18 protein-coding genes are annotated in these 18564 nt (G+C 38.3%); 8 read left to right on the top strand and 10 right to left on the bottom strand.

What is annotated here, in order from left to right:
* Positions 1 to 5: 5 nt before the first annotated feature.
* Together MKL33_RS07165 and MKL33_RS07170 are read right to left on the bottom strand one after the other, a co-directional pair.
* Positions 6 to 320, bottom strand: coding sequence for a proton-translocating transhydrogenase family protein (locus MKL33_RS07165; RefSeq protein ID WP_000230434.1), 315 nt, complete (start codon positions 318 to 320; stop codon positions 6 to 8).
* 11 nt (positions 321 to 331) lie between these two features.
* Positions 332 to 1459, bottom strand: coding sequence for a Re/Si-specific NAD(P)(+) transhydrogenase subunit alpha (locus MKL33_RS07170; protein ID WP_262762540.1), 1128 nt, complete (start codon positions 1457 to 1459; stop codon positions 332 to 334).
* Between the two features lie 238 nt (positions 1460 to 1697).
* Between MKL33_RS07170 and MKL33_RS07175 the strand changes: the two genes are divergently transcribed.
* The 6 genes from MKL33_RS07175 to MKL33_RS07200 all read left to right on the top strand — a co-directional run bounded on the left by MKL33_RS07175 (position 1698) and on the right by MKL33_RS07200 (position 6876).
* Positions 1698 to 2624 carry a DMT family transporter gene (locus MKL33_RS07175; RefSeq protein ID WP_270906723.1) on the top strand — a complete coding sequence of 309 codons (927 nt, stop codon included), beginning with the start codon at positions 1698 to 1700 and terminating at the stop codon, positions 2622 to 2624.
* 68 nt (positions 2625 to 2692) lie between these two features.
* Complete coding sequence (locus tag MKL33_RS07180; RefSeq protein WP_270906724.1) at positions 2693 to 3103, top strand: RidA family protein; 411 nt, start codon at positions 2693 to 2695, stop codon at positions 3101 to 3103.
* A gap of 15 nt (positions 3104 to 3118) precedes the next feature.
* Positions 3119 to 4309 carry an MFS transporter gene (locus MKL33_RS07185; protein WP_170247666.1) on the top strand — a complete coding sequence of 397 codons (1191 nt, stop codon included), beginning with the start codon at positions 3119 to 3121 and terminating at the stop codon, positions 4307 to 4309.
* A gap of 142 nt (positions 4310 to 4451) precedes the next feature.
* Complete coding sequence (gene dusA / locus MKL33_RS07190) at positions 4452 to 5456, top strand: tRNA dihydrouridine(20/20a) synthase DusA (RefSeq protein ID WP_270906725.1); 1005 nt, start codon at positions 4452 to 4454, stop codon at positions 5454 to 5456.
* A 336-nt stretch (positions 5457 to 5792) separates the two neighbouring features.
* On the top strand, positions 5793 to 6311 hold the full coding sequence (locus MKL33_RS07195) for a hypothetical protein (RefSeq protein ID WP_032005238.1): 519 nt from the start codon (positions 5793 to 5795) through the stop codon (positions 6309 to 6311).
* A gap of 169 nt (positions 6312 to 6480) precedes the next feature.
* Complete coding sequence (locus tag MKL33_RS07200) at positions 6481 to 6876, top strand: hypothetical protein (protein WP_075383422.1); 396 nt, start codon at positions 6481 to 6483, stop codon at positions 6874 to 6876.
* Positions 6877 to 6886: 10 nt separating this feature from the next.
* Here the strand turns inward: MKL33_RS07200 and MKL33_RS07205 are convergent, their stop codons facing one another.
* Positions 6887 to 7786 (bottom strand): LysR family transcriptional regulator, encoded by a 900-nt coding sequence (locus MKL33_RS07205; protein ID WP_270906726.1) that lies wholly within the window; start codon positions 7784 to 7786, stop codon positions 6887 to 6889.
* Between the two features lie 96 nt (positions 7787 to 7882).
* On the opposite strand from MKL33_RS07205, the gene MKL33_RS07210 reads away from it, so the two are divergent.
* Positions 7883 to 8005, top strand: a complete 123-nt coding sequence (locus tag MKL33_RS07210) for a hypothetical protein (RefSeq protein ID WP_002117232.1) — start codon at positions 7883 to 7885, stop codon at positions 8003 to 8005.
* Between the two features lie 62 nt (positions 8006 to 8067).
* Here the strand turns inward: MKL33_RS07210 and MKL33_RS07215 are convergent, their stop codons facing one another.
* The 7 genes from MKL33_RS07215 to MKL33_RS07245 form a co-directional block, all read right to left on the bottom strand.
* Positions 8068 to 8829 carry a tRNA threonylcarbamoyladenosine dehydratase gene (locus tag MKL33_RS07215; protein ID WP_005079081.1) on the bottom strand — a complete coding sequence of 254 codons (762 nt, stop codon included), beginning with the start codon at positions 8827 to 8829 and terminating at the stop codon, positions 8068 to 8070.
* A 332-nt stretch (positions 8830 to 9161) separates the two neighbouring features.
* Positions 9162 to 11918 (bottom strand): aconitate hydratase AcnA, encoded by a 2757-nt coding sequence (gene acnA / locus MKL33_RS07220; protein ID WP_270906727.1) that lies wholly within the window; start codon positions 11916 to 11918, stop codon positions 9162 to 9164.
* Between the two features lie 124 nt (positions 11919 to 12042).
* The gene (locus tag MKL33_RS07225; RefSeq protein WP_270906728.1) at positions 12043 to 12855 is read right to left on the bottom strand and encodes a TatD family hydrolase; all 813 of its coding nucleotides are present in this window, start codon (positions 12853 to 12855) and stop codon (positions 12043 to 12045) included.
* Entirely contained in the window at positions 12855 to 13796 is a 942-nt protein-coding gene (locus MKL33_RS07230; RefSeq protein ID WP_270906810.1) for an RsiV family protein, read from the bottom strand. The genes MKL33_RS07225 and MKL33_RS07230 overlap by 1 nt, the downstream gene beginning before the upstream one ends.
* Before the next feature lie 90 nt (positions 13797 to 13886).
* Positions 13887 to 14729 (bottom strand): hypothetical protein, encoded by an 843-nt coding sequence (locus MKL33_RS07235; protein ID WP_005066206.1) that lies wholly within the window; start codon positions 14727 to 14729, stop codon positions 13887 to 13889.
* Between the two features lie 69 nt (positions 14730 to 14798).
* A complete protein-coding gene (locus tag MKL33_RS07240; protein ID WP_002117155.1) occupies positions 14799 to 16391 on the bottom strand; it encodes a peptide chain release factor 3 in 1593 nt (530 codons plus the stop codon).
* A gap of 221 nt (positions 16392 to 16612) precedes the next feature.
* Positions 16613 to 17476 (bottom strand): hypothetical protein, encoded by an 864-nt coding sequence (locus MKL33_RS07245; protein WP_270906729.1) that lies wholly within the window; start codon positions 17474 to 17476, stop codon positions 16613 to 16615.
* A 326-nt stretch (positions 17477 to 17802) separates the two neighbouring features.
* Here MKL33_RS07245 and MKL33_RS07250 point away from each other — a divergent pair, with 326 nt between their 5' ends.
* Positions 17803 to 18375 carry a TetR/AcrR family transcriptional regulator gene (locus MKL33_RS07250; protein WP_270906730.1) on the top strand — a complete coding sequence of 191 codons (573 nt, stop codon included), beginning with the start codon at positions 17803 to 17805 and terminating at the stop codon, positions 18373 to 18375.
* Positions 18376 to 18564 lie beyond the last annotated feature (189 nt).

Consider the following 18564-nt stretch of genomic DNA (forward strand, 5'->3'; position numbering starts at 1 on the left):
CCCTCTTATTTCTTTTGCTTAGGCTTGAACATTTCCAGCATGCGTGCAGTTACTGCAAAGCCACCGAAAATATTAATGCTTGCCAAAAATACTGCAATCGCACCGAGTACGCTCACCACATTCACACTTTGAAATGCAACGTTAGCATCTACACCTAAAACTGGCAGACCTACAGTTTGCAACATCGCACCTACCACGATAATAGATGACAACGCATTGGTTACTGCCATAAGTGGTGTATGCAAAGCTGGCGTAACACCCCAAACCACGTAATAACCTACGAAGATGGCAAGGACGAAAATTGTAATAGTTTCAACCATGAGAAATCTCCTTAACCACGCTTAAGCAGTACTTGACCGCCATGAGTGACCAATAGGGCTTTTTGGATTTCGTCTTCCTGATTAATCGCAAAGTTTTTCTCTTTGTCGAATAAGGTCTCTACGAAATTAAAAACGTTACGCGCATACAATGCAGAAGCTTCTGTTGCTACAGTTGCCGGAATATTTGGAACACCCAAAATTTTCACGCCATTTTCTGTAAACACAGTCTCACCAACTTTAGAGCCTTCAACGTTACCACCAGTTTCAACAGCCATATCTAAAATGACAGAGCCTGGTTTCATCTTGGCAACAGTTTCAGCTTTAATCAGACGTGGCGCATCACGCCCCGGCAGCAATGCAGTGGTAATCACGATGTCAGCATTAGATACAGCTTTATCTACAATCGCAGCTTGGTCTTTGATGTATTGCTCACCCGGCATCCATCCATAACCATTTTTAGCGGCATCCGCTGCACGTTGTTGCTCTTCTTCAGACATTGGTACGTCTAACCACTTACCACCTAAAGACTCAACTTGATCTTTTGCTGTAGGACGTAAATCGGTCGCTTCAACAATTGCACCTAAACGTTTTGCAGTTGCAATCGCCTGAAGACCAGCAACCCCAACACCCATGATTACAACACGCGCAGGCTTTACAGTACCCGCAGCAGTCATAAGCATTGGGAACATGCGTTGATATTCAACAGCAGCAAGTAAAACCGACTTATAACCAGCTAAGTTTGCTTGAGAAGACAACACATCCATGTTTTGTGCACGAGAAAGCGTACGAGGAAGCAGTTCTAGCGCAAAAGCAGACACTTGTTGATTCGCAAACTGATCTAGCTCGGTGTTACGATAAGGATCAAACATTGCTACAACAGCGGTATTTGCTGCAAGTTTCTGAATTTCCCCGCCCTGTGGTGCGCGAACTTTCAAAATAATTTGACTACCCGTATAGGCATCATCCGTAATGGTTGCACCGACCTGTTCATAAGCACTATCAATGTACGCAGCCTTTACACCAGCACCACGTTCAATCACAACGCTATGACCAGCGCTAATCAACTTCTTTACTGTCTCTGGCGTAGCAGCTACACGATTTTCACCGACGACAGTTTCGGTTGGGATTCCGATCTGCATGAGCGTTCCTCAAGCTAATTTCTCATTGTCAAAAACATTGCAAGCTGCAATGTTTCCCCCATGTGTATTCTTTGTACAGAATTTGGATTCTAATTGAACTTTTTTAAAATACCACCCACTATTTATTTAATAAATACCAATATTTTGAACTGATGATTCACGATATTTGTTTAGGGGTGTAATATAAGAAGGTTTTTCTTTTTTTGCAGACAATAGTCTCTCTTATACAGTCCTGTATATGAAAATTTCTTTATCTTCGTTTCAAATCGGGTCTTTTTTTGCTCTTTGCTCTGCGTTTCTATTCAGTACCAAAGCAATTTTTATTAAACAGACTTATGCCCTTTCTCCATTAGTAGACGGTACGATCTTGATGGCTTTACGCATGTTAAGCGCCTTACCGTTCTTTCTATTAATTTGCTGGTTTAACAGGCATCATAATCAGGGCATAAAAAAGAAGGATTGGCTAATTTTAATTTTTGCCGGTCTATTAGGCTACTACTTTGCAAGTTGGCTCGATTTCATGGGCCTCATGTTTATTAGTGCTTCTTTAGAACGAATTATTCTATTTTTATATCCCACGCTTACCGTCATAGTCTCGAGCTTACTCTACAAACAAAAATTAGATGTAAAAAGTTTATTTGCCATTTTTCTTAGTTATGGTGGAACGGTACTGGTTATGCTTCAGGAGCATAACAACGCACCAATTCAGGGCAACTTCTGGTTAGGAACAAGTTTCGTATTTGCAAGTGCCGTGGCTTTCGCCGGCTATTTGTTGCTGACACCACCTCTCATTAAGAAGTTTGGCTCTTGGAATTTCACAGGGTTAGCCTTAACTGTGGCTTGTATCGGCACATTAACTCATTACGCATTAAGTACACCTCATCCAATTCAACTTCTATTACAACTTCCCTCTAGTGTAATTTGGTATGGCATTGGCTTAGGCTTTTTAGTTACCGTGCTACCCACCGTTATGCTCATGCAAAGCATTGAACGATTAGGTGCCTCTCAATCTGCAATGATTGCTTCAATTGGACCAGTTTTAACGATTTTGCTTGCCGTTGCTTTTTTAAATGAACATCTCAATATGTGGCAATGGGTCGGTTGCCTTCTCAATATTGTCGGTGTCATGATGATTACACTTAGAAAGAAAAGACTAAAACATTAAATTCTCTTGACCTCAACTTAAGTTGAGGTTGGATACTCATCTAAATTTTAATGAACGGTTGAGTTCCAATGAGTCAAGAAACTTTTAAAATCATAAATCCATCAACTTTATATAACCCAACTCCTAACGCTTATAGTCATGTTGCTGTAGTGGAAAGCTTTAAGAATATTATTCATGTAGCAGGTCAAGGAGGCGAAAATTCCCAAGGTGAATTAAGCCCAAGTTTTGAAGAACAAGCGAACCAAGTTTTTGATAATATTCAATATGCTTTAAAAGCAGCCAATGCAGAGCTTAGCAATATTGCTGTATTGAGAGTTTTAGTTGTTGACCACTCGGTCGAAAAACATCAAATTTTGATTAAAATTATGCAAAATTTATGGAAAAATCATCCTTTTCCTGCCTGTACACTTATTCCTGTGCCGCGCCTTGCGCTAGAACACATGCTTATTGAAGTTGAAGCAACAGCATACACCCAATAAAACTGAGAGAACGTCATGTCTACCCCTGAAGATATCAGTCAAAATAAACCTTTGCTTTGGTTGATGGCAGCAGCATGCGGTTTATGTGCAGGTGTGAATTATTATTGTCAGCCGCTGATTCACTCCATTCAGCAAGAGTTTGCTGTAACTCAGGCACAAGCTGCTTTAACTGTAACATTTGCTCAAGTGTCTTATGCCCTCGGTTTACTATTTATTGTCCCAATGGGTGACATCGTTAATAAAGCCAAAGCTATTCCGTTTTTGATGGTACTTTGCGCAGTTGGCCTATTTACATCTGCTTTTGCCGTGAACTTACCCATGTTATGGATCGGTACAATTTTAGCGGGATTGTTTTCTGTTGCTGCCCAAGTCCTCATTCCACTTGCAACCATGACAGTAAAACCGGAAAAAACTGGCGAGATCATTGGTTTTTTAATGAGCGGCTTATTGGTCGGGATTTTACTCTCTACTAGTCTAGCTGGATTATTTTCCAACCTTTTCCACTGGAAAATAGTGTATGTCGTAAGCGGCGTATTAATGCTTCTGTTGGCATTTACTTTAAAAAGTCGCTTGCCTTATGTCTTACGTATGAAAATGAACTATGGGCAAATCTTTGTTTCCATGGCTCAGCTTTTAAAGCAAGAAAAAAGACTCTTATTAAGAGCACTTACAGGTGCTTTTGCCTTTGCAGCAGTAAGTACCTTGTATTCAACCATCGCATTACTTCTCACCTCAGCACACCATTTACCAGATCTATTTATCGGACTAGTACCTCTAGTCGGTATCTTTGGGGCATTATCAACACGCTATATTGGTAAATATGCCGATCAAGGCTACACAAGATTACTTACATGGATGGGCTGTGGATTGTTCTTGATAAGTTGGATTTGTTTCTACTTCGGACAAACTCTACTTTCTACTTATATTATTGGATTTGCTTTAATTCAATTAGCACTCGCACTCGTTCACACCAGCAACCAGAGCATTATTTTCCGTTTACGTCCAGATGCTAAATCACGTATTAATGCTATTTATATGACCACTTATTTTATTGGCGGCGCAGCTGGTTCAGCATTAGGAATTTTTGCTTGGAATCATGGTGGATGGACCATGACCTGCCTTGCAGGTGTGGGGCTCGTTGTATTTTGTATTTTATTTAGTGTGATTGATGCTTTCTTACAAAAAAAGCAAATGGCACACTCATAACCTAACTTGTTAAAAATCATCTTTCTATATTCAGCACAAGGGCGGTTATAAATTATGCGGTTAAATGCCACTGTCGATTCAGGGCTAAACCCCGTATAATGCTGCCCTTTCATTAATTTAGCGACTTTTGGGTCTATTGGCTATGCAATCACTTCAATCGTTACAACCTCGTATTTCTGTCGCACCTATGATGGACTGGACTACAAAGGACTACCGATTCTTTGCACGCTTATTTAACCCAAATATTGTGCTTTATACAGAAATGGTGACTACGGGTGCGATTCTATTTGGCGATGCAAAACGTCATTTAAACTATAGTGCTCAAGAACACCCGATCGTATTGCAACTTGGCGGATCAAACCCACAAGAGCTTGCAACCTGCACAAAAATGGCCGAAGACTGGGGTTACGATGAAGTCAACCTCAACGTAGGCTGCCCAAGTGACCGCGTACAGAACAATAAAATCGGTGCATGTTTAATGGCAGAGCCAGACTTAGTGGCTGAATGCATTCACAATATGCAAAAGGCAGTGGATATTCCAGTAACGGTAAAGCATCGTATCGGTATTGATGACATGCAGTCTTACGAAGAAATGCTACATTTCGTAGATACTGTCGCGGCAACGGGTTGTACGTATTTCGTTGTACATGCCCGTATTGCTATTTTGAAAGGTTTGTCTCCAAAAGAAAATCGAGAAGTTCCTCCTTTACGCTACGAAGATGTATATCGTTTAAAGCAAGAACGTCCGCACCTAACCATTGAAATTAACGGTGGAATTAAAACATTTGCTGAAACTCAAGCTCATTTACAACATGTTGATGGTGTCATGATTGGCCGTGAAGCCTATCACAACCCTTACCTACTTGCTGAGCTTGGCCAACTTTGGAACTTAGAAGCACCAGACCGTTTCGATATTATGGAACAAATGCTGCCTTATATTGAGCAACGTATGGCTGAAGGTGCACCCCTTTCAATCATTACACGTCATATTTTAGGTTTATTTCAAAACTTACCAGGTGCTCGTAAATGGCGTCAGGCGCTAAGTGGCGGAAATGCAAAAACTTTAGCCGATGTTGAAACTGCAATTCAGAACATGCGAGCAGCCATGATTCGCACTGAAGAGTATGTAAAAGAGCAGCAGGTTTAAGTTGGCGACGACTTCTTAAATTGTAAGAAAATGTGGCATTTTAAATCAGAGACTTAGATTTTGAGTATATTCGCAAATGTTGGAACAAAATATTCAAATTTAAGCTCTGATTAGTTATTTATTTACAATGATATCAATAATTTAAATTTCACTATTTTTAACCACCTCTTTTGATAAGTATCTTTTCGCTCCAAGGCAGGCACCTCTGGAAAAAAGATACATTATTACATAACATAAACAAAACTTTTAAGATACGCCTATTAGTATCTCTGAACGCCACAGGTAGGTGGTGATTTTTTTTAATATGGATATAGGTAGCACGGTAGAGATTTCACGATGATTATTTATGACGGACAAGTAGCTGATAATTACATGTATCAGGATTCAAATCAGGCAGCCATTGTTGTATCGCACAGCGCACCCAGCCTACCTTATCCTTTCACCATGAAACCCAATAATCATCAAACTCAAACTTCAACCAACCCACCGATCGATGTAGAAAAGTTTGTAGAAAAATTAGAAAGCGTTACCTCTAGACGCAGCAAAGCTAGATGCGCACGTAGTATTCGTCTTGCACTGGAATCTGCTGGTGCTAATGTTGAAAACCACCCAATCGCAGCTTCAGATTGGGGCGATACTCTCAAAAAGATTGGCTATAAACAAATTGATCCAGCCTTCGACGAACCTCAAGAAGGTGACATTTACATCATTCACAGAACCCGCAACCACGTTTATGGGCACATCGCAGGATATACTGGAAGTGAATGGGTCTCTGACTTCAAACAAAATAGCTATGACGTCTATAAAGATGACAGCGTAACGTATACCTATTATCGACTAGGGCAGTCTACCTAAGAACTAGATGTTCAATTACTTTAATTGTTTCAAACAACTGATCAAACGAGTGTTTTAAACCCAGCTTGGCTTCTTTTTTGCTTTATTTTCATATTGTAATTATCAAAAATAATGATGGAACTTTATGAAAAGAATACTGCTGAGCTTTTACTTACTAACATCGTTTGGCATGACTTATGCCGCCTCTGATACAAACATTATAGAGGTTTTTAAAAAAGTACCCGAAAAACGGATTTACCAACCTCAATATTTATTAAAAGGGACGACTCCTCAAGCTCGAATCCATGTGATACGAAAACAATATTTAAATGGAATACTAGACTGTCCTTCTGTGATTTATCACGACAAGAAGAAAATTCTATCTTTGCACTCATTTGAAGAAGCAATATTTTATCTAGAGCCGGATCGTTACTATATTCGCTATGCGGTTAACAATAGTGGTTGTATCAATTTGGAATTCTACCAGCATAAACGTCCCAAAATGGACATTCTATCTCAGGAACGTCAGTTAGAAGGTGATACGGAATATACATTTTCTATTAGTGAACATATTGGGCCACAATAATTATTTCAGCTCACACTTCCAGCAGATGGTAGATCTGCTCAACATAAGGTTGAATCAGATCACTCTGGTTAGTTCTGTAAGCTAAAACCACTTCAGATAAAAGATTCCTATTTTCTAGAGGAATCAACTTTACATTTTGGGGTAATATTTGCTCAAACTCTTCGGGAACAATGCTAATACCCAAGTTTGCAGCAACTAACTGTAATTGGTTTAGCTTACGTGATTGGATCGTCGCTGCTTTAGGCCAGAAGCTAGCCCCTATACACAAGTTTGAAACTAAATAACTCAAACCTCCCCGCTTAGGATGTGGAGTCGAAACAAAATATTCATCTTTTAAATCTTTTATCTGGATACTTTGTGTTTCTTTAAATTTAGGATGATCAATATAAACAGCTGCAAATAATGGCTGTTCATATAGTTTCAAGGTTGTTATTTCTTCAAGGCTATGCAGAACTGGCGGTCTAATCAAACCAATATCAATTTCCCCATTCAGTAAAGCCAAAATCTGATGCTCAGATGACAAGGTATTTATCTCAAAATTGATTTGTTGCGTTAAGCTAATTTCTTTTAATATCTGAACCTTTTTATCATCCATAATAATACTGCTCGAGTGAGCAATTTTAATCTGGCGATTTTTTCCTTCTGCAATATTCTTAGAAACTCCAATGATCTCATTTAAATAATTCATATTATCTTTTATTTTTTTATAGAAGACTTCTCCTGCCGCCGTGAGTTTTACTTTCTTATCAGTACGATCAAATAACTGAAAATCAATTTCTTCTTCTAATAATTTAATTTGCCGACTTAAAGCAGACTGAGCTATGAATAGCTTTTCAGAAGCCGCAGTAAAGCTTCCTTCTTCAACGATTTTTATGAAATATTGGAATTGTTTTAATGTGAGCATAACCATCTCAAAATTAGATTATTAGGTCTATTTTCTATATTAGATTAGATAGATAGCCTTCGCTAGAATTTTATCAAGACCATTCAATTGATTGAATTATTCATGAAGTATTTAAAAGGGTTTGTCATTTTCACCGTTGTTGTTCTAATTTTATGGTGTTTTAAATTTTATGATCAGCAGTTACCCACACAACCCCAGCAAGACAACATAGAGCTGTATGATTAATAGTTTCTCTCAAAAATAAAAGGCATGCACTCACATAAGCACATGCCTTTTCAATATTTAAATTAGGCTTTCTTTAAATCAAGCTTTTTCAAAACTTCAGCCACAGCAATCATGGCAAAACTTGAAGTCACTACTACCGCTGACCCATAGCCACCACAACGTAATCCCGCCGATGGGCAAACATCTGCACTAGAAAATGGATTATCGATTGAGTAAATACAGGTAATACCAAATTTCTCTTTTGGCTTTTTACAGATGCCGCGAGCACGAAGTTGACTACGTAGCTTCGCTAACATCGGATCTTGCTCTGTTTTTGATAGATCGGCCACGCGAATTTTAAGTGGATCGAGCTTACCACCTGCTCCGCCTGAAACAATCAAAGGAATTTTATTAAAACGACAATGCAGCATTAAAGCCAGTTTTGCTTTAACGTCATCGATGCAGTCCAAAACAATGTCTGGTACAGGGTTTAAAAGCTCTGTGACATTTTCAGGCGTTAAGAAGTCATCAATAATATTAACTTTAATATGTGGGTTAATTTGGCGACAACGCTCCGCCATAATCTCAACTTTTTCACAACCCAGAGTTGATGTCATTGCAGGTAACTGACGATTCACATTTGATGCTGCAACCACATCCATATCTACTAGTGTAATCTCACCAATACCTGTACGCGCTAAAGCTTCTACCGCCCAACTACCGACCCCACCAATACCAATCACCATCACATGACTTTTTTCATAGTGCTGGAACGATGAATCACCATAAACTTTGGCTACACCTGCAAAACGGCGGTCATATTCATCTTGTTGGAGATCGGTCATTGCTACTCTTTGGGGATATAAAACACGGAGAGTATTTTACTGCTTTTCAGAAGAAAGTGTATTTTAGATCAAAGAAAACTTGAGACTGTAATATTTAAACTCACGACAAGTCTTATGATTATTAATCAAATTATACGGCTTAAGATTTAAACTATTGATTACTAGTGTGGCAGGCGGCATGGATGCCGCTCAGTTGGGCTGCGATATAAGGACATACCGTCAGCCCGACAAAGGATTTTTGTTACTTTTTATCCTTAAAAAGTAAGGATATGGCTATATACCCAACATTAGCTCATTCATATTCATTACAAGGCTGTACAAGCTTAGCCAATTTATGAAGCAATCAAATTTCGCAGTACATAATGCAAAATACCGCCCGCTTTAAAGTACTCAACCTCATTTAACGTATCAATTCGGCACAATACATTAAAATGGCTAGCGACCCCATTTGCTCCTTTTACATCAACTTCAAGTATTTGATGAGGTTGAACACCATCTGACAAGCCTCGAATTGATATCACCTCATGACCAGTTAAGTTGAGAGATTGTCGAGTTTGCCCATCAACAAACTGTAATGGCAACACGCCCATACCCACCAAGTTTGAACGATGAATACGTTCAAAACTTTCAGCAATGACTGCTTTTACACCTAACAAGTTCGTTCCTTTGGCAGCCCAGTCACGTGAAGAACCTGTGCCATACTCTTTACCAGCAATAATCACAAGCGGCGTATGTTCTTGTTGATAACGCATTGCTGCATCATAAATAGCAAGCTTTTCACCACTTGGCACATGAATGGTATTACCACCCTCTTCACCACCTAGCATCTCGTTTTTAATACGAATATTGGCAAAAGTACCTCGCATCATGACTTCATGATTACCGCGTCGAGAACCATAAGAGTTAAAGTCTTTTGGTTCAACACCTTGCTCTTGCAAATATCGGCCAGCCGGACTGTCTTTTTTGATATTACCTGCCGGTGAAATATGGTCAGTTGTTACCGAGTCACCAAGTACTGCCAAGATACGTGCCTGTTCAATATTCTTAATTGGTTTTGGAGGTTCGCCAATGCCCTCAAAGAATGGCGGGTGGCGGATATAAGTCGAATCATCAGCCCATTCATAGGTTTTACTTTTTGGAATCTGAATCGCTTGCCAGCTTTCATCACCATCAAAGACCGCAGCATATTCTTTATGGAACATGTCTGTATTTACTTTCTGTAAGACAGCATCAATTTCAGCCTGACTTGGCCAGATGTCTTTTAAGTAAACAGGTTGTCCATCTTTACCCTGCCCAATAGGTTGTGTAGTTAAATCAGTACGAATATTACCAACAAGACCATAAGCGACTACCAAAGGTGGCGAAGCAAGCCAGTTTGTCTTAACTAATGGGTGTACGCGTCCTTCAAAATTACGATTACCAGAAAGTACAGATGCAACATTTAAATCATGGCATTGGATTGCCTCTTCAACTGGTTCGGGTAGTGGACCTGAGTTACCAATACAGGTTGTACAACCATATCCAACCAAGTTATAGCCCAACTCATCTAAATACGGTGTAAGACCAGCAGCCAGTAAATAATCCGTCACCACCTTCGAGCCTGGTGCAAGTGAACTTTTCACCCATGGTTTACGCTGCAAGCCTTTTTCAATCGCTTTTTTTGCAAGCAAACCTGCGGCTAGCATTACACTTGGGTTAGAAGTATTGGTACAAGAGGTAATCGCTGAAATAACAACATCACCATGAGTTAATGGATACTCTTTTCCTTCAATCACACATGACGGACTTTCATGCTGGATATTTGCTTTTTTTGCCTCTACGGCTGTGCCACCACCGCCTTCATTTTCTAAACGCTCTTTAGCTTCTTTAGCCGGTTTTAGCGTTAACTCCATTAAAGCATTAAAGGTTTTCGGCACATCAGATAAAAGAACTTTGTCCTGTGGACGTTTTGGACCAGCTAGACTTGCCTGAACCGTGCTCATATCTAAACTTAAAGTATCTGTAAAAACAGGTTCATCACCAGGGTTACGCCATAAGCCTTGTGCTTTGCTGTACGCTTCAACCAGTTCAATACGATCACTTTGACGACCAGTTAATTTCAAATATCCCAATGTCACTTCATCAATCGGAAAGAAGCCACAAGTCGCACCATACTCTGGCGCCATGTTGGCAATGGTTGCACGGTCAGCAAGAGGTAGATCGGCTAAGCCATCTCCATAGAACTCTACAAATTTACCCACGACACCTTTTTGACGAAGCATTTGAGTAATAGTCAGCACCAAGTCTGTTGCAGTAATCCCTTCTAGTAATTTTCCTGTCAATTTAAAACCAATGACTTCAGGAATCAGCATAGAGATGGGTTGACCCAACATAGCTGCTTCCGCCTCAATCCCGCCAACACCCCAACCTAATACACCTAAACCATTGATCATGGTGGTATGGGAGTCTGTACCAACTAAGGTGTCAGGGAAAGCAAAGGTTTGTCCATTATCTTCACCTAGCCACACCGCTTGAGCCAAATATTCTAAATTGACCTGATGACAAATCCCCGTACCCGGCGGCACAACACTAAAGTTATTAAAAGCAGATTGCCCCCAACGCAAAAATTGATATCGCTCGCCATTACGCTGCATTTCAATCTGAACGTTTTCTTCAAAAGCCTGATCATCAGCAAAATGATCCACCATCACCGAGTGATCAATCACTAAGTCTACAGGTGATAACGGATTAATTTTTTCAGGATCGCCACCCGCTTGTGCCATTGCAGCACGCATTGCAGCCAAGTCAACTACAGCGGGAACACCGGTAAAATCTTGCATTAGAACCCGTGCAGGTCGATATTGAATTTCTTGATCGGAACTACGGTTTTTTAGCCACTCAGCTAAAGCATGAATGTGTTCCGTTTTAACACTATGCTGATCTTCAAACCGTAATAAGTTTTCCAACAGTACTTTTAATGATTTCGGCAGTCTGGCAATGTCACCTAGCTTTTTCTCGGCTTGGGTTAAGCTAAAAATCTGATAGTTGCTGGAACCTACTGTTAGCGTCTGTAAAGCATTAAAACTATTGATATTGCTATACTTAGCCATTGGGTTATCCTCCCATGTCTGGCAATGTTATTTTTCACGTTTTTACATGTTGTTTTCTTACTTTAAGCTTCTTTTCTAATCGCTGTGTTTTGTTTTAGTTACTATTTCTAATCTTTGATTTTTATTACGATAATTTCAAAGCAGATTGAGAGTTTTTCCACAGCAACTCAGCTAAATCTGACTCAGGCATGTTTAAATTTTCGGCCAAACTTTGTAAAACATAAGGCAAATTAACAGGGGTATTACGAGTACGCTGTTCAGTTGAGGTTTGACAACAAAGCGGTGTCATATCTGGGCAATCTGTTTCAATCACCAAGTGCTCGGCACCTATAGCATTTACCACAGTATGAAGCTTTTTCGCATTTGGGTTGGTAATTTGCCCCGTTACACCAATTTTAAAACCAAGCTTAATAAGACCCTTTGCCTCTTCTACCCCACCACTAAATGCATGAGCAATGCCTCCCAATTTAAATTTTTGAGCTTTTAATATAGCAAGCACATCACCATGCGCTTTTCGAATGTGGAGTAATACTGGTTTTTGGTATTGGGTTGCCAGCTCTAACTGATCTGCAAAATATTGTTTTTGCTTTGCATATACATCTGGCTGTTTATGTTCTTTTAAAAAAGTATCTAAGCCAATTTCACCCACTGCCACACAATTTTCTTGCTGCAAGATGTGTTCAAGATAAGTCAAATGTTCTGGTTGATGCTGCTCAATATAAAACGGATGTAAACCTGGTGCTAAATATGAAGCAGGCACATTTTCCCAGCTTTTTAACTGATGATGAGTTTGCACCAACTCATCAAAACGTGACTGCACAAACCCAATTAAGACTAATGCATCAACTCCAGCTTTTTTAGCATTAAATGCTAATTGTTGCCGATCTTCATCAAAATCGGCAACATCGAAATGGGTATGAGTATCAAACAAATGCATTAGCCAGCACTTTTTGCAACTGGTGCCGAAGCTGGTTTAGCTTTAGGCTGTGGCAAATATTCCTCTTTCAACACATCTTGCAATTGATCATAAGGAATGACTAATCGAGGGAGTCCAACCACATATGGTCCAATTTCATACTCACCGTATTGAAGGATTAAACCTTGCTCACCCAGCAAGAAGTTATTAGATAATTTAAATGGCCATGCTTGTTCATAGTCAGCAACATTATCAGCCAATTTAGAGTCCGTTACCCATGTCTTAAAGGCTTCATGAGCTAACTTCTCTAAACTTGCTTTTTGCTGAGGGCGTAATAAATCTTCAAGCTTAATTTGCTTTTGCTCTTTTAAATCAAAATTATAATAATGCTGTGCAGCAGAGCCATGAGCCCCTCCTAAATAACTACTACTATTAAGCACTACAGTTACAACTTTACCTTGAGCCTGCAAAATCTTAGGTTTAACTAGAAGATTAATCTGATGATTACTACTTAAAGCTTTTAACTCATTATCTAGATCAATAAATGAATTTGCATAGCGCTGCACCTGTGCATCAAAGCTATTTTTTTGCTCTGCACCCGCAACTGCTGAAGCTTCTGCTTTTTGTTCCGCTTGCGTGTCCTTAGCATCAGGTTCAGCAATTTCTAAAATTTGATTTAGTGTACTTAAGATTTGTTGATCTATAATTTTGTCAATAAAAGGAAAATTACTCTGTAAGCGCTCTACCGTAAATTCTGGACAAGTTTTACCATCACAATCAGGTAAAACCACCTTACTAGGAATTGTTTCACCCTTCAAAGTCAACTCTACTGGCTTTTGTTCTTGAACAGTTGATTTCTGCTGCTCTTGAGAATCCTTAGGATCAGCTTTAGGTTGGCATGCTGCCAGAAATATAGCAGAAGCAAGCAAAGTTAATCGCAGTGAAGCTTTAGAAGATAACATCATATTTTGCCTTTTATTCTAAGGAGATTACGCTATGCCTTTCTAAGAAATTAGCGCATATAAATAGAGGTTGCAAATTCTGCTACCATCTTAAAACATTTGTTCATAAACCTCGGGTTGTAATATTTTTTTGGTCTGTTCTTTAGATAAATAAATATCGAGCTGTGGAGCTTCTTTAGTAATCTGGTTTGCCTGATAATGTAAGCCAACCCCTTCACCATCAAAGAACCAATCTGCCTGCCCCCAATATAAAGTTTTTGGTGCTTCTTTCTTTATGTCAGCAGTCTGCTTTTTTAACCAGTCTTGATAGGCCACCTGCACCATTTGATGCACAGTAGTTTGTTGATCTTTTTTCAAAACATCTAACAAAGTTAAGCTCTTATGCAGTTTTCGGTCGGCCACAAAAAAGTAATAACGGTCTTTAATCGTGAGCTCTTCCTGCTTGGTATCAAGTCCTAATTGCAATAAAACATATTGGTTACGCTGCGATGCAATACGGGTATGAAGATGCAATTCATAAGCCCGATTCTTTGAATATTTATCTTGCCATTCATCAGACTTTTTAACATAGGCATTAATGGCTTGCTGCAAGCTTAAGTCTTTTTTCAAATCAATTTGGTCTTGAATCACTTTAGCCTGACTTTTCGCGATCCATTCATTTAGCCATGCATCTTGGGTCTTTATCGTTTGAATATCGACATCAATACAATTTTTCTTCTCACAAAATGGTAAAGCATAATCAGCTTTTACTTGCTGCAAGTTTAGAAATGGTAGTACTTCAGCTTTCTCTATATTTTGATTTTGGGTAGAAGCCGATTTCATTTGAGAAGATGATGAAGGTTGAAAGCTTTTCCAGACAAAAAGGCAAATAGCTAAAAGTAATATGATTACCGCAACTAAAAGTGCAATAACTGTCTTTCTATTCAAATTCATTTCATCATCCTTTCTTATTTTTCAAAACAAAACAGCTTCTGTTCGAAGCTGTCTGTCAAATCTTAAAGATTAGTGTTCACGCGTGTTACGGAACTGAATATCAGGCCAACGCTCTTGCATAATCTGCAAGTTGACACGACTTGGCGCAAGATAAGTTAAGTGACCGCCACCATCGATAGAAAGCTGATCATGTGCTTTTTTCTTAAATTCATTGAGAATCTTATCATCATCACAATGAATCCAACGAACCGTATTAACACTTACAGGCTCATACACGCAGTCAACTTTATATTCTTCTTTCAGACGGTAAGCAACCACATCAAACTGAAGCACACCAACTGCGCCCACAATCAAGTCATTGCTAATTTGTGGCATAAATACCTGAGTTGCGCCTTCTTCAGACAACTCTTTCAAACCTTTTTGCAATTGTTTTGACTTTAATGGATCTTTCAAACGCACACGACGGAACATCTCTGGTGCGAAGTGCGGAATACCTGTGAAATGTAGATTTTCACCACTTGTGAAAGTATCACCAATTTGAATTGTGCCGTGGTTATGCAAACCAATAATATCACCTGGCCACGCTTCTTCTAGATGTTCACGTTCACCCGCAAGGAATGTCAATGCATCACTAATACGAACATCTTTACCAATACGTACATGATTCATCTTCAAACCTTTTTCATATTTACCTGAGCAAATACGCATAAAGGCAATACGGTCACGGTGTTTCGGATCCATGTTGGCTTGAATTTTAAAGACGAAACCAGAAAAACCTTCTTCTTTAGCATCGACAACACGCTCTTGTGTTGGATGTGCTTTAGGTTCTGGTGCCCAATTCATAAATGCGTCTAACACGTGGTCAACACCAAAGTTACCTAATGCTGTACCAAATAGAACTGGAGTTTGTTTACCTTGTAAAAATAATTCGCGGTCCAAAGGCTCATTCGCCATTTGTACAAGCTCAAGTGACTCTTCAAAAGATGCCCAAGCCAGCTCACCTACTTTTTCACGGATATCTGCATGGTCATAACCTTCGCGTACTTCAATATCTGTAATAGTTGAGCCAAAGCCTGCTTTATAGACATACAATTTGTTTTCAAGAATGTTGTATACACCAGCAAAATCACGTCCCATCCCTAATGGCCATGTAATGGGTACACAGCGAATATTGAGGACATTCTCAATTTCATCCAGTAACTCAAGTGGTTCACGAATCTCACGATCCATCTTGTTTACAAATGAAATGATCGGAGTGTCACGCATACGACAAACTTCCATCAATTTGATGGTACGTTCTTCGACACCTTTTGCACCATCAATCACCATTAATGCAGAGTCAACTGCAGTTAGGGTACGATAAGTATCTTCAGAGAAGTCTTCATGCCCCGGTGTATCAAGTAAGTTAATGGTGTGACCTTTATAAGGAAACTGCATAACAGAAGTGGTAATCGAAATTCCACGCTCTTTTTCCATTTCCATCCAGTCAGATGTAGCTGCACGGTCAGATTTACGGCTTTTTACCATCCCTGCAACCTGAATTGCTTTACCCCATAACAGCAATTTCTCTGTCATGGTGGTTTTACCGGCATCGGGGTGGGAAATGATGGCAAATGTGCGGCGTTGAGCAACCTGTGCCGCTAACTCATCTTTAAAACTCATGAAATACACCTACTGCGGAGATTGCAGTGCCAAAGACCTAAAGTCGATCAAAATAAAAATTGGCGTAATTGTAGCAGATTTATAGAACTGTTTAATGATTGTTGGTAAGCCATGAGTTACTCATGAGCTTTTTTGAGTATGTAGTTTAACTTCTTAGAGATTTTACAATTAAAAAAGCCCACCTGTTTAAGATGGGGCTTGATTAAGACTTAATAGAATCTTTACGCCAATTTCTTTTCTTCAATGAATTGAACATCTGCAATTTGTGCATCCCAAAACTCATTCCATAAAGCACAGTAATCAATACATAGCTTGGTTAAGCTTTCATAATCATCTTTTGTAATTGCTTGTGCTAATGCAAACCACAAGTCATCTTCATGATCGTCATCAGCGGCCTCAGATGTTTCATCCGTAGATACACCATGTACATAGTAATAACCACCACCTTCAACATCGATATTTACGAATTTGGTTGCTTGACGTAATGGAGGACTGAAAAGAATGACTTCTTCTTCTGCAACAGCTAATAATGCCACGACATTAATATAACTATCATAAGAAGATTCTAAAAATGATCTAACCTGATCTGCAAATTTTGATGGTTTATAATTACGACGGTCAAGTTCCGTTAAACCATAATCATTAAGTAAATCTTCATATAAAGGATAATGAGCATATTCAGGATTACCCAGATAGTAATTATCTTTGTCTAAACCAGGGCGAAAACCAAACTCATCAAGTATATTTAAACTTAATAATACCCGTGGATACATCTTCGCCCCAGAGTGAAGTTTAGGTTCCAATTGTTTTGTTAAAAATTGAGCCTTTAATAGAGCATCAGTAAAAATTTGTACAATCGCATGACGATATTCTAAATGAATAAGAGTCAAACGTTGTTTATCAAGATATCCACCGTTTAACAGTTCAATAGCAGGATGGTTGCAAACTGGTAATTCTGCAATCGTTTTTCTTAACTGTTTAAGAAATTGTAAATTTTCATCCCATTGTTTTGCAGGAATACTATTTCTCATCCCCTGCAATGCTTTTTCTCTTGGATTATTAAAGTCTTCAAATTTTTTTAACATAATGATTCTCTGTAAAAAGTTTTTCTTATAGTTAAGTTATAGGCTCTCTCTTTATTACAATTTTGCATTCAATTGCTAAAATAAATTCCGCACACCCATACTTAACAAGTTGATACTATGTGTATTATCTCAACAAATCAACGGATTAATTAATAATATTTAAAAAAGTAAACTATTGCCAATTAAATATATAATATGTTGTTTTTTAAATTAACCAAGCTATTGAATAAATATAATTTTTTAAATACTATAAAATAAGTTTTATTTAAGCTTATACACTTTACAATAGCAAAGTTAATCAAAAAATATCCGCAACGGGGAACCCGATGACAAAAAGAGAAACTATTATAACAACTGCAACATCCCTCTTTAACCAAAAAAGCTATACTTCTATTGGTGTTGATCGCATTATTGCTGAGTCAAATGTTGCAAAAATGACTTTTTATAAATACTTTTCTTCTAAAGAAGCCTTAATTGAAGAATGTCTTTATAAAAGAAATTTAGAGATCCAATATTCAATATTGGAAAAAATTAAAAATACCACTAACCCACTGATTAAATTAAAAAAGATATTTAATTGGTATATCGACTGGATTAATACAGATGACTTTAATGGCTGCTTATTTAAAAAAGCGACAATCGAAGTTATGCAATTGTACCCTTCTATTAAGCATCAAATTAATGAGTATCGGGAGTGGATTTACTCATTAGTTTTCTCAGCTCTTTCGGAGTTAGAAGTAGAAAACACAAAAATCCTAACAGGGCTCTTTCTTAACATTGTAGATGGAATCATTATTGATGGCACTATAAATAAAGGAAAGATTAACCCAGAACAAACGTGGTCTTATATAAACAAAATTATTGAATTAGAAACAGTTCAAGAGTATGCAACTATTTAATTTATAAATTAATTAAGTTTTTATATTTCAATAAAGATAGAAGTTATTTTTTGTTCGGTGGAGTCTACTCTCTAACTCCACCCAAAATCTATTCACCCCCTAAAATTAATAGATTTATATTTTATAAAAATTAATATTTTTATTTAGTTCTATCTTCATTAATTCTAATTATTATATAAACTTCACAAT

The organism is Acinetobacter sp. AOR43_HL (assembly GCF_027854635.1).
Taxonomy (GTDB): domain Bacteria; phylum Pseudomonadota; class Gammaproteobacteria; order Pseudomonadales; family Moraxellaceae; genus Acinetobacter; species Acinetobacter pittii.

Coding starts and splice junctions, on each gene's coding strand:
- MKL33_RS07165 (WP_000230434.1), bottom strand. CDS start 320: ATGGTTGAAACTATTACAATTTTCGTCCTTGCCATCTTCGTAGGTTAT.
- MKL33_RS07170 (WP_262762540.1), bottom strand. CDS start 1,459: ATGCAGATCGGAATCCCAACCGAAACTGTCGTCGGTGAAAATCGTGTA.
- MKL33_RS07175 (WP_270906723.1), top strand. CDS start 1,698: ATGAAAATTTCTTTATCTTCGTTTCAAATCGGGTCTTTTTTTGCTCTT.
- MKL33_RS07180 (WP_270906724.1), top strand. CDS start 2,693: ATGAGTCAAGAAACTTTTAAAATCATAAATCCATCAACTTTATATAAC.
- MKL33_RS07185 (WP_170247666.1), top strand. CDS start 3,119: ATGTCTACCCCTGAAGATATCAGTCAAAATAAACCTTTGCTTTGGTTG.
- dusA (WP_270906725.1), top strand. CDS start 4,452: ATGCAATCACTTCAATCGTTACAACCTCGTATTTCTGTCGCACCTATG.
- MKL33_RS07195 (WP_032005238.1), top strand. CDS start 5,793: ATGATTATTTATGACGGACAAGTAGCTGATAATTACATGTATCAGGAT.
- MKL33_RS07200 (WP_075383422.1), top strand. CDS start 6,481: ATGACTTATGCCGCCTCTGATACAAACATTATAGAGGTTTTTAAAAAA.
- MKL33_RS07205 (WP_270906726.1), bottom strand. CDS start 7,786: ATGGTTATGCTCACATTAAAACAATTCCAATATTTCATAAAAATCGTT.
- MKL33_RS07210 (WP_002117232.1), top strand. CDS start 7,883: ATGAAGTATTTAAAAGGGTTTGTCATTTTCACCGTTGTTGTTCTAATT.
- MKL33_RS07215 (WP_005079081.1), bottom strand. CDS start 8,829: ATGACCGATCTCCAACAAGATGAATATGACCGCCGTTTTGCAGGTGTA.
- acnA (WP_270906727.1), bottom strand. CDS start 11,918: ATGGCTAAGTATAGCAATATCAATAGTTTTAATGCTTTACAGACGCTA.
- MKL33_RS07225 (WP_270906728.1), bottom strand. CDS start 12,855: ATGCATTTGTTTGATACTCATACCCATTTCGATGTTGCCGATTTTGAT.
- MKL33_RS07230 (WP_270906810.1), bottom strand. CDS start 13,796: ATGTTATCTTCTAAAGCTTCACTGCGATTAACTTTGCTTGCTTCTGCT.
- MKL33_RS07235 (WP_005066206.1), bottom strand. CDS start 14,729: ATGAATTTGAATAGAAAGACAGTTATTGCACTTTTAGTTGCGGTAATC.
- MKL33_RS07240 (WP_002117155.1), bottom strand. CDS start 16,391: ATGAGTTTTAAAGATGAGTTAGCGGCACAGGTTGCTCAACGCCGCACA.
- MKL33_RS07245 (WP_270906729.1), bottom strand. CDS start 17,476: ATGTTAAAAAAATTTGAAGACTTTAATAATCCAAGAGAAAAAGCATTG.
- MKL33_RS07250 (WP_270906730.1), top strand. CDS start 17,803: ATGACAAAAAGAGAAACTATTATAACAACTGCAACATCCCTCTTTAAC.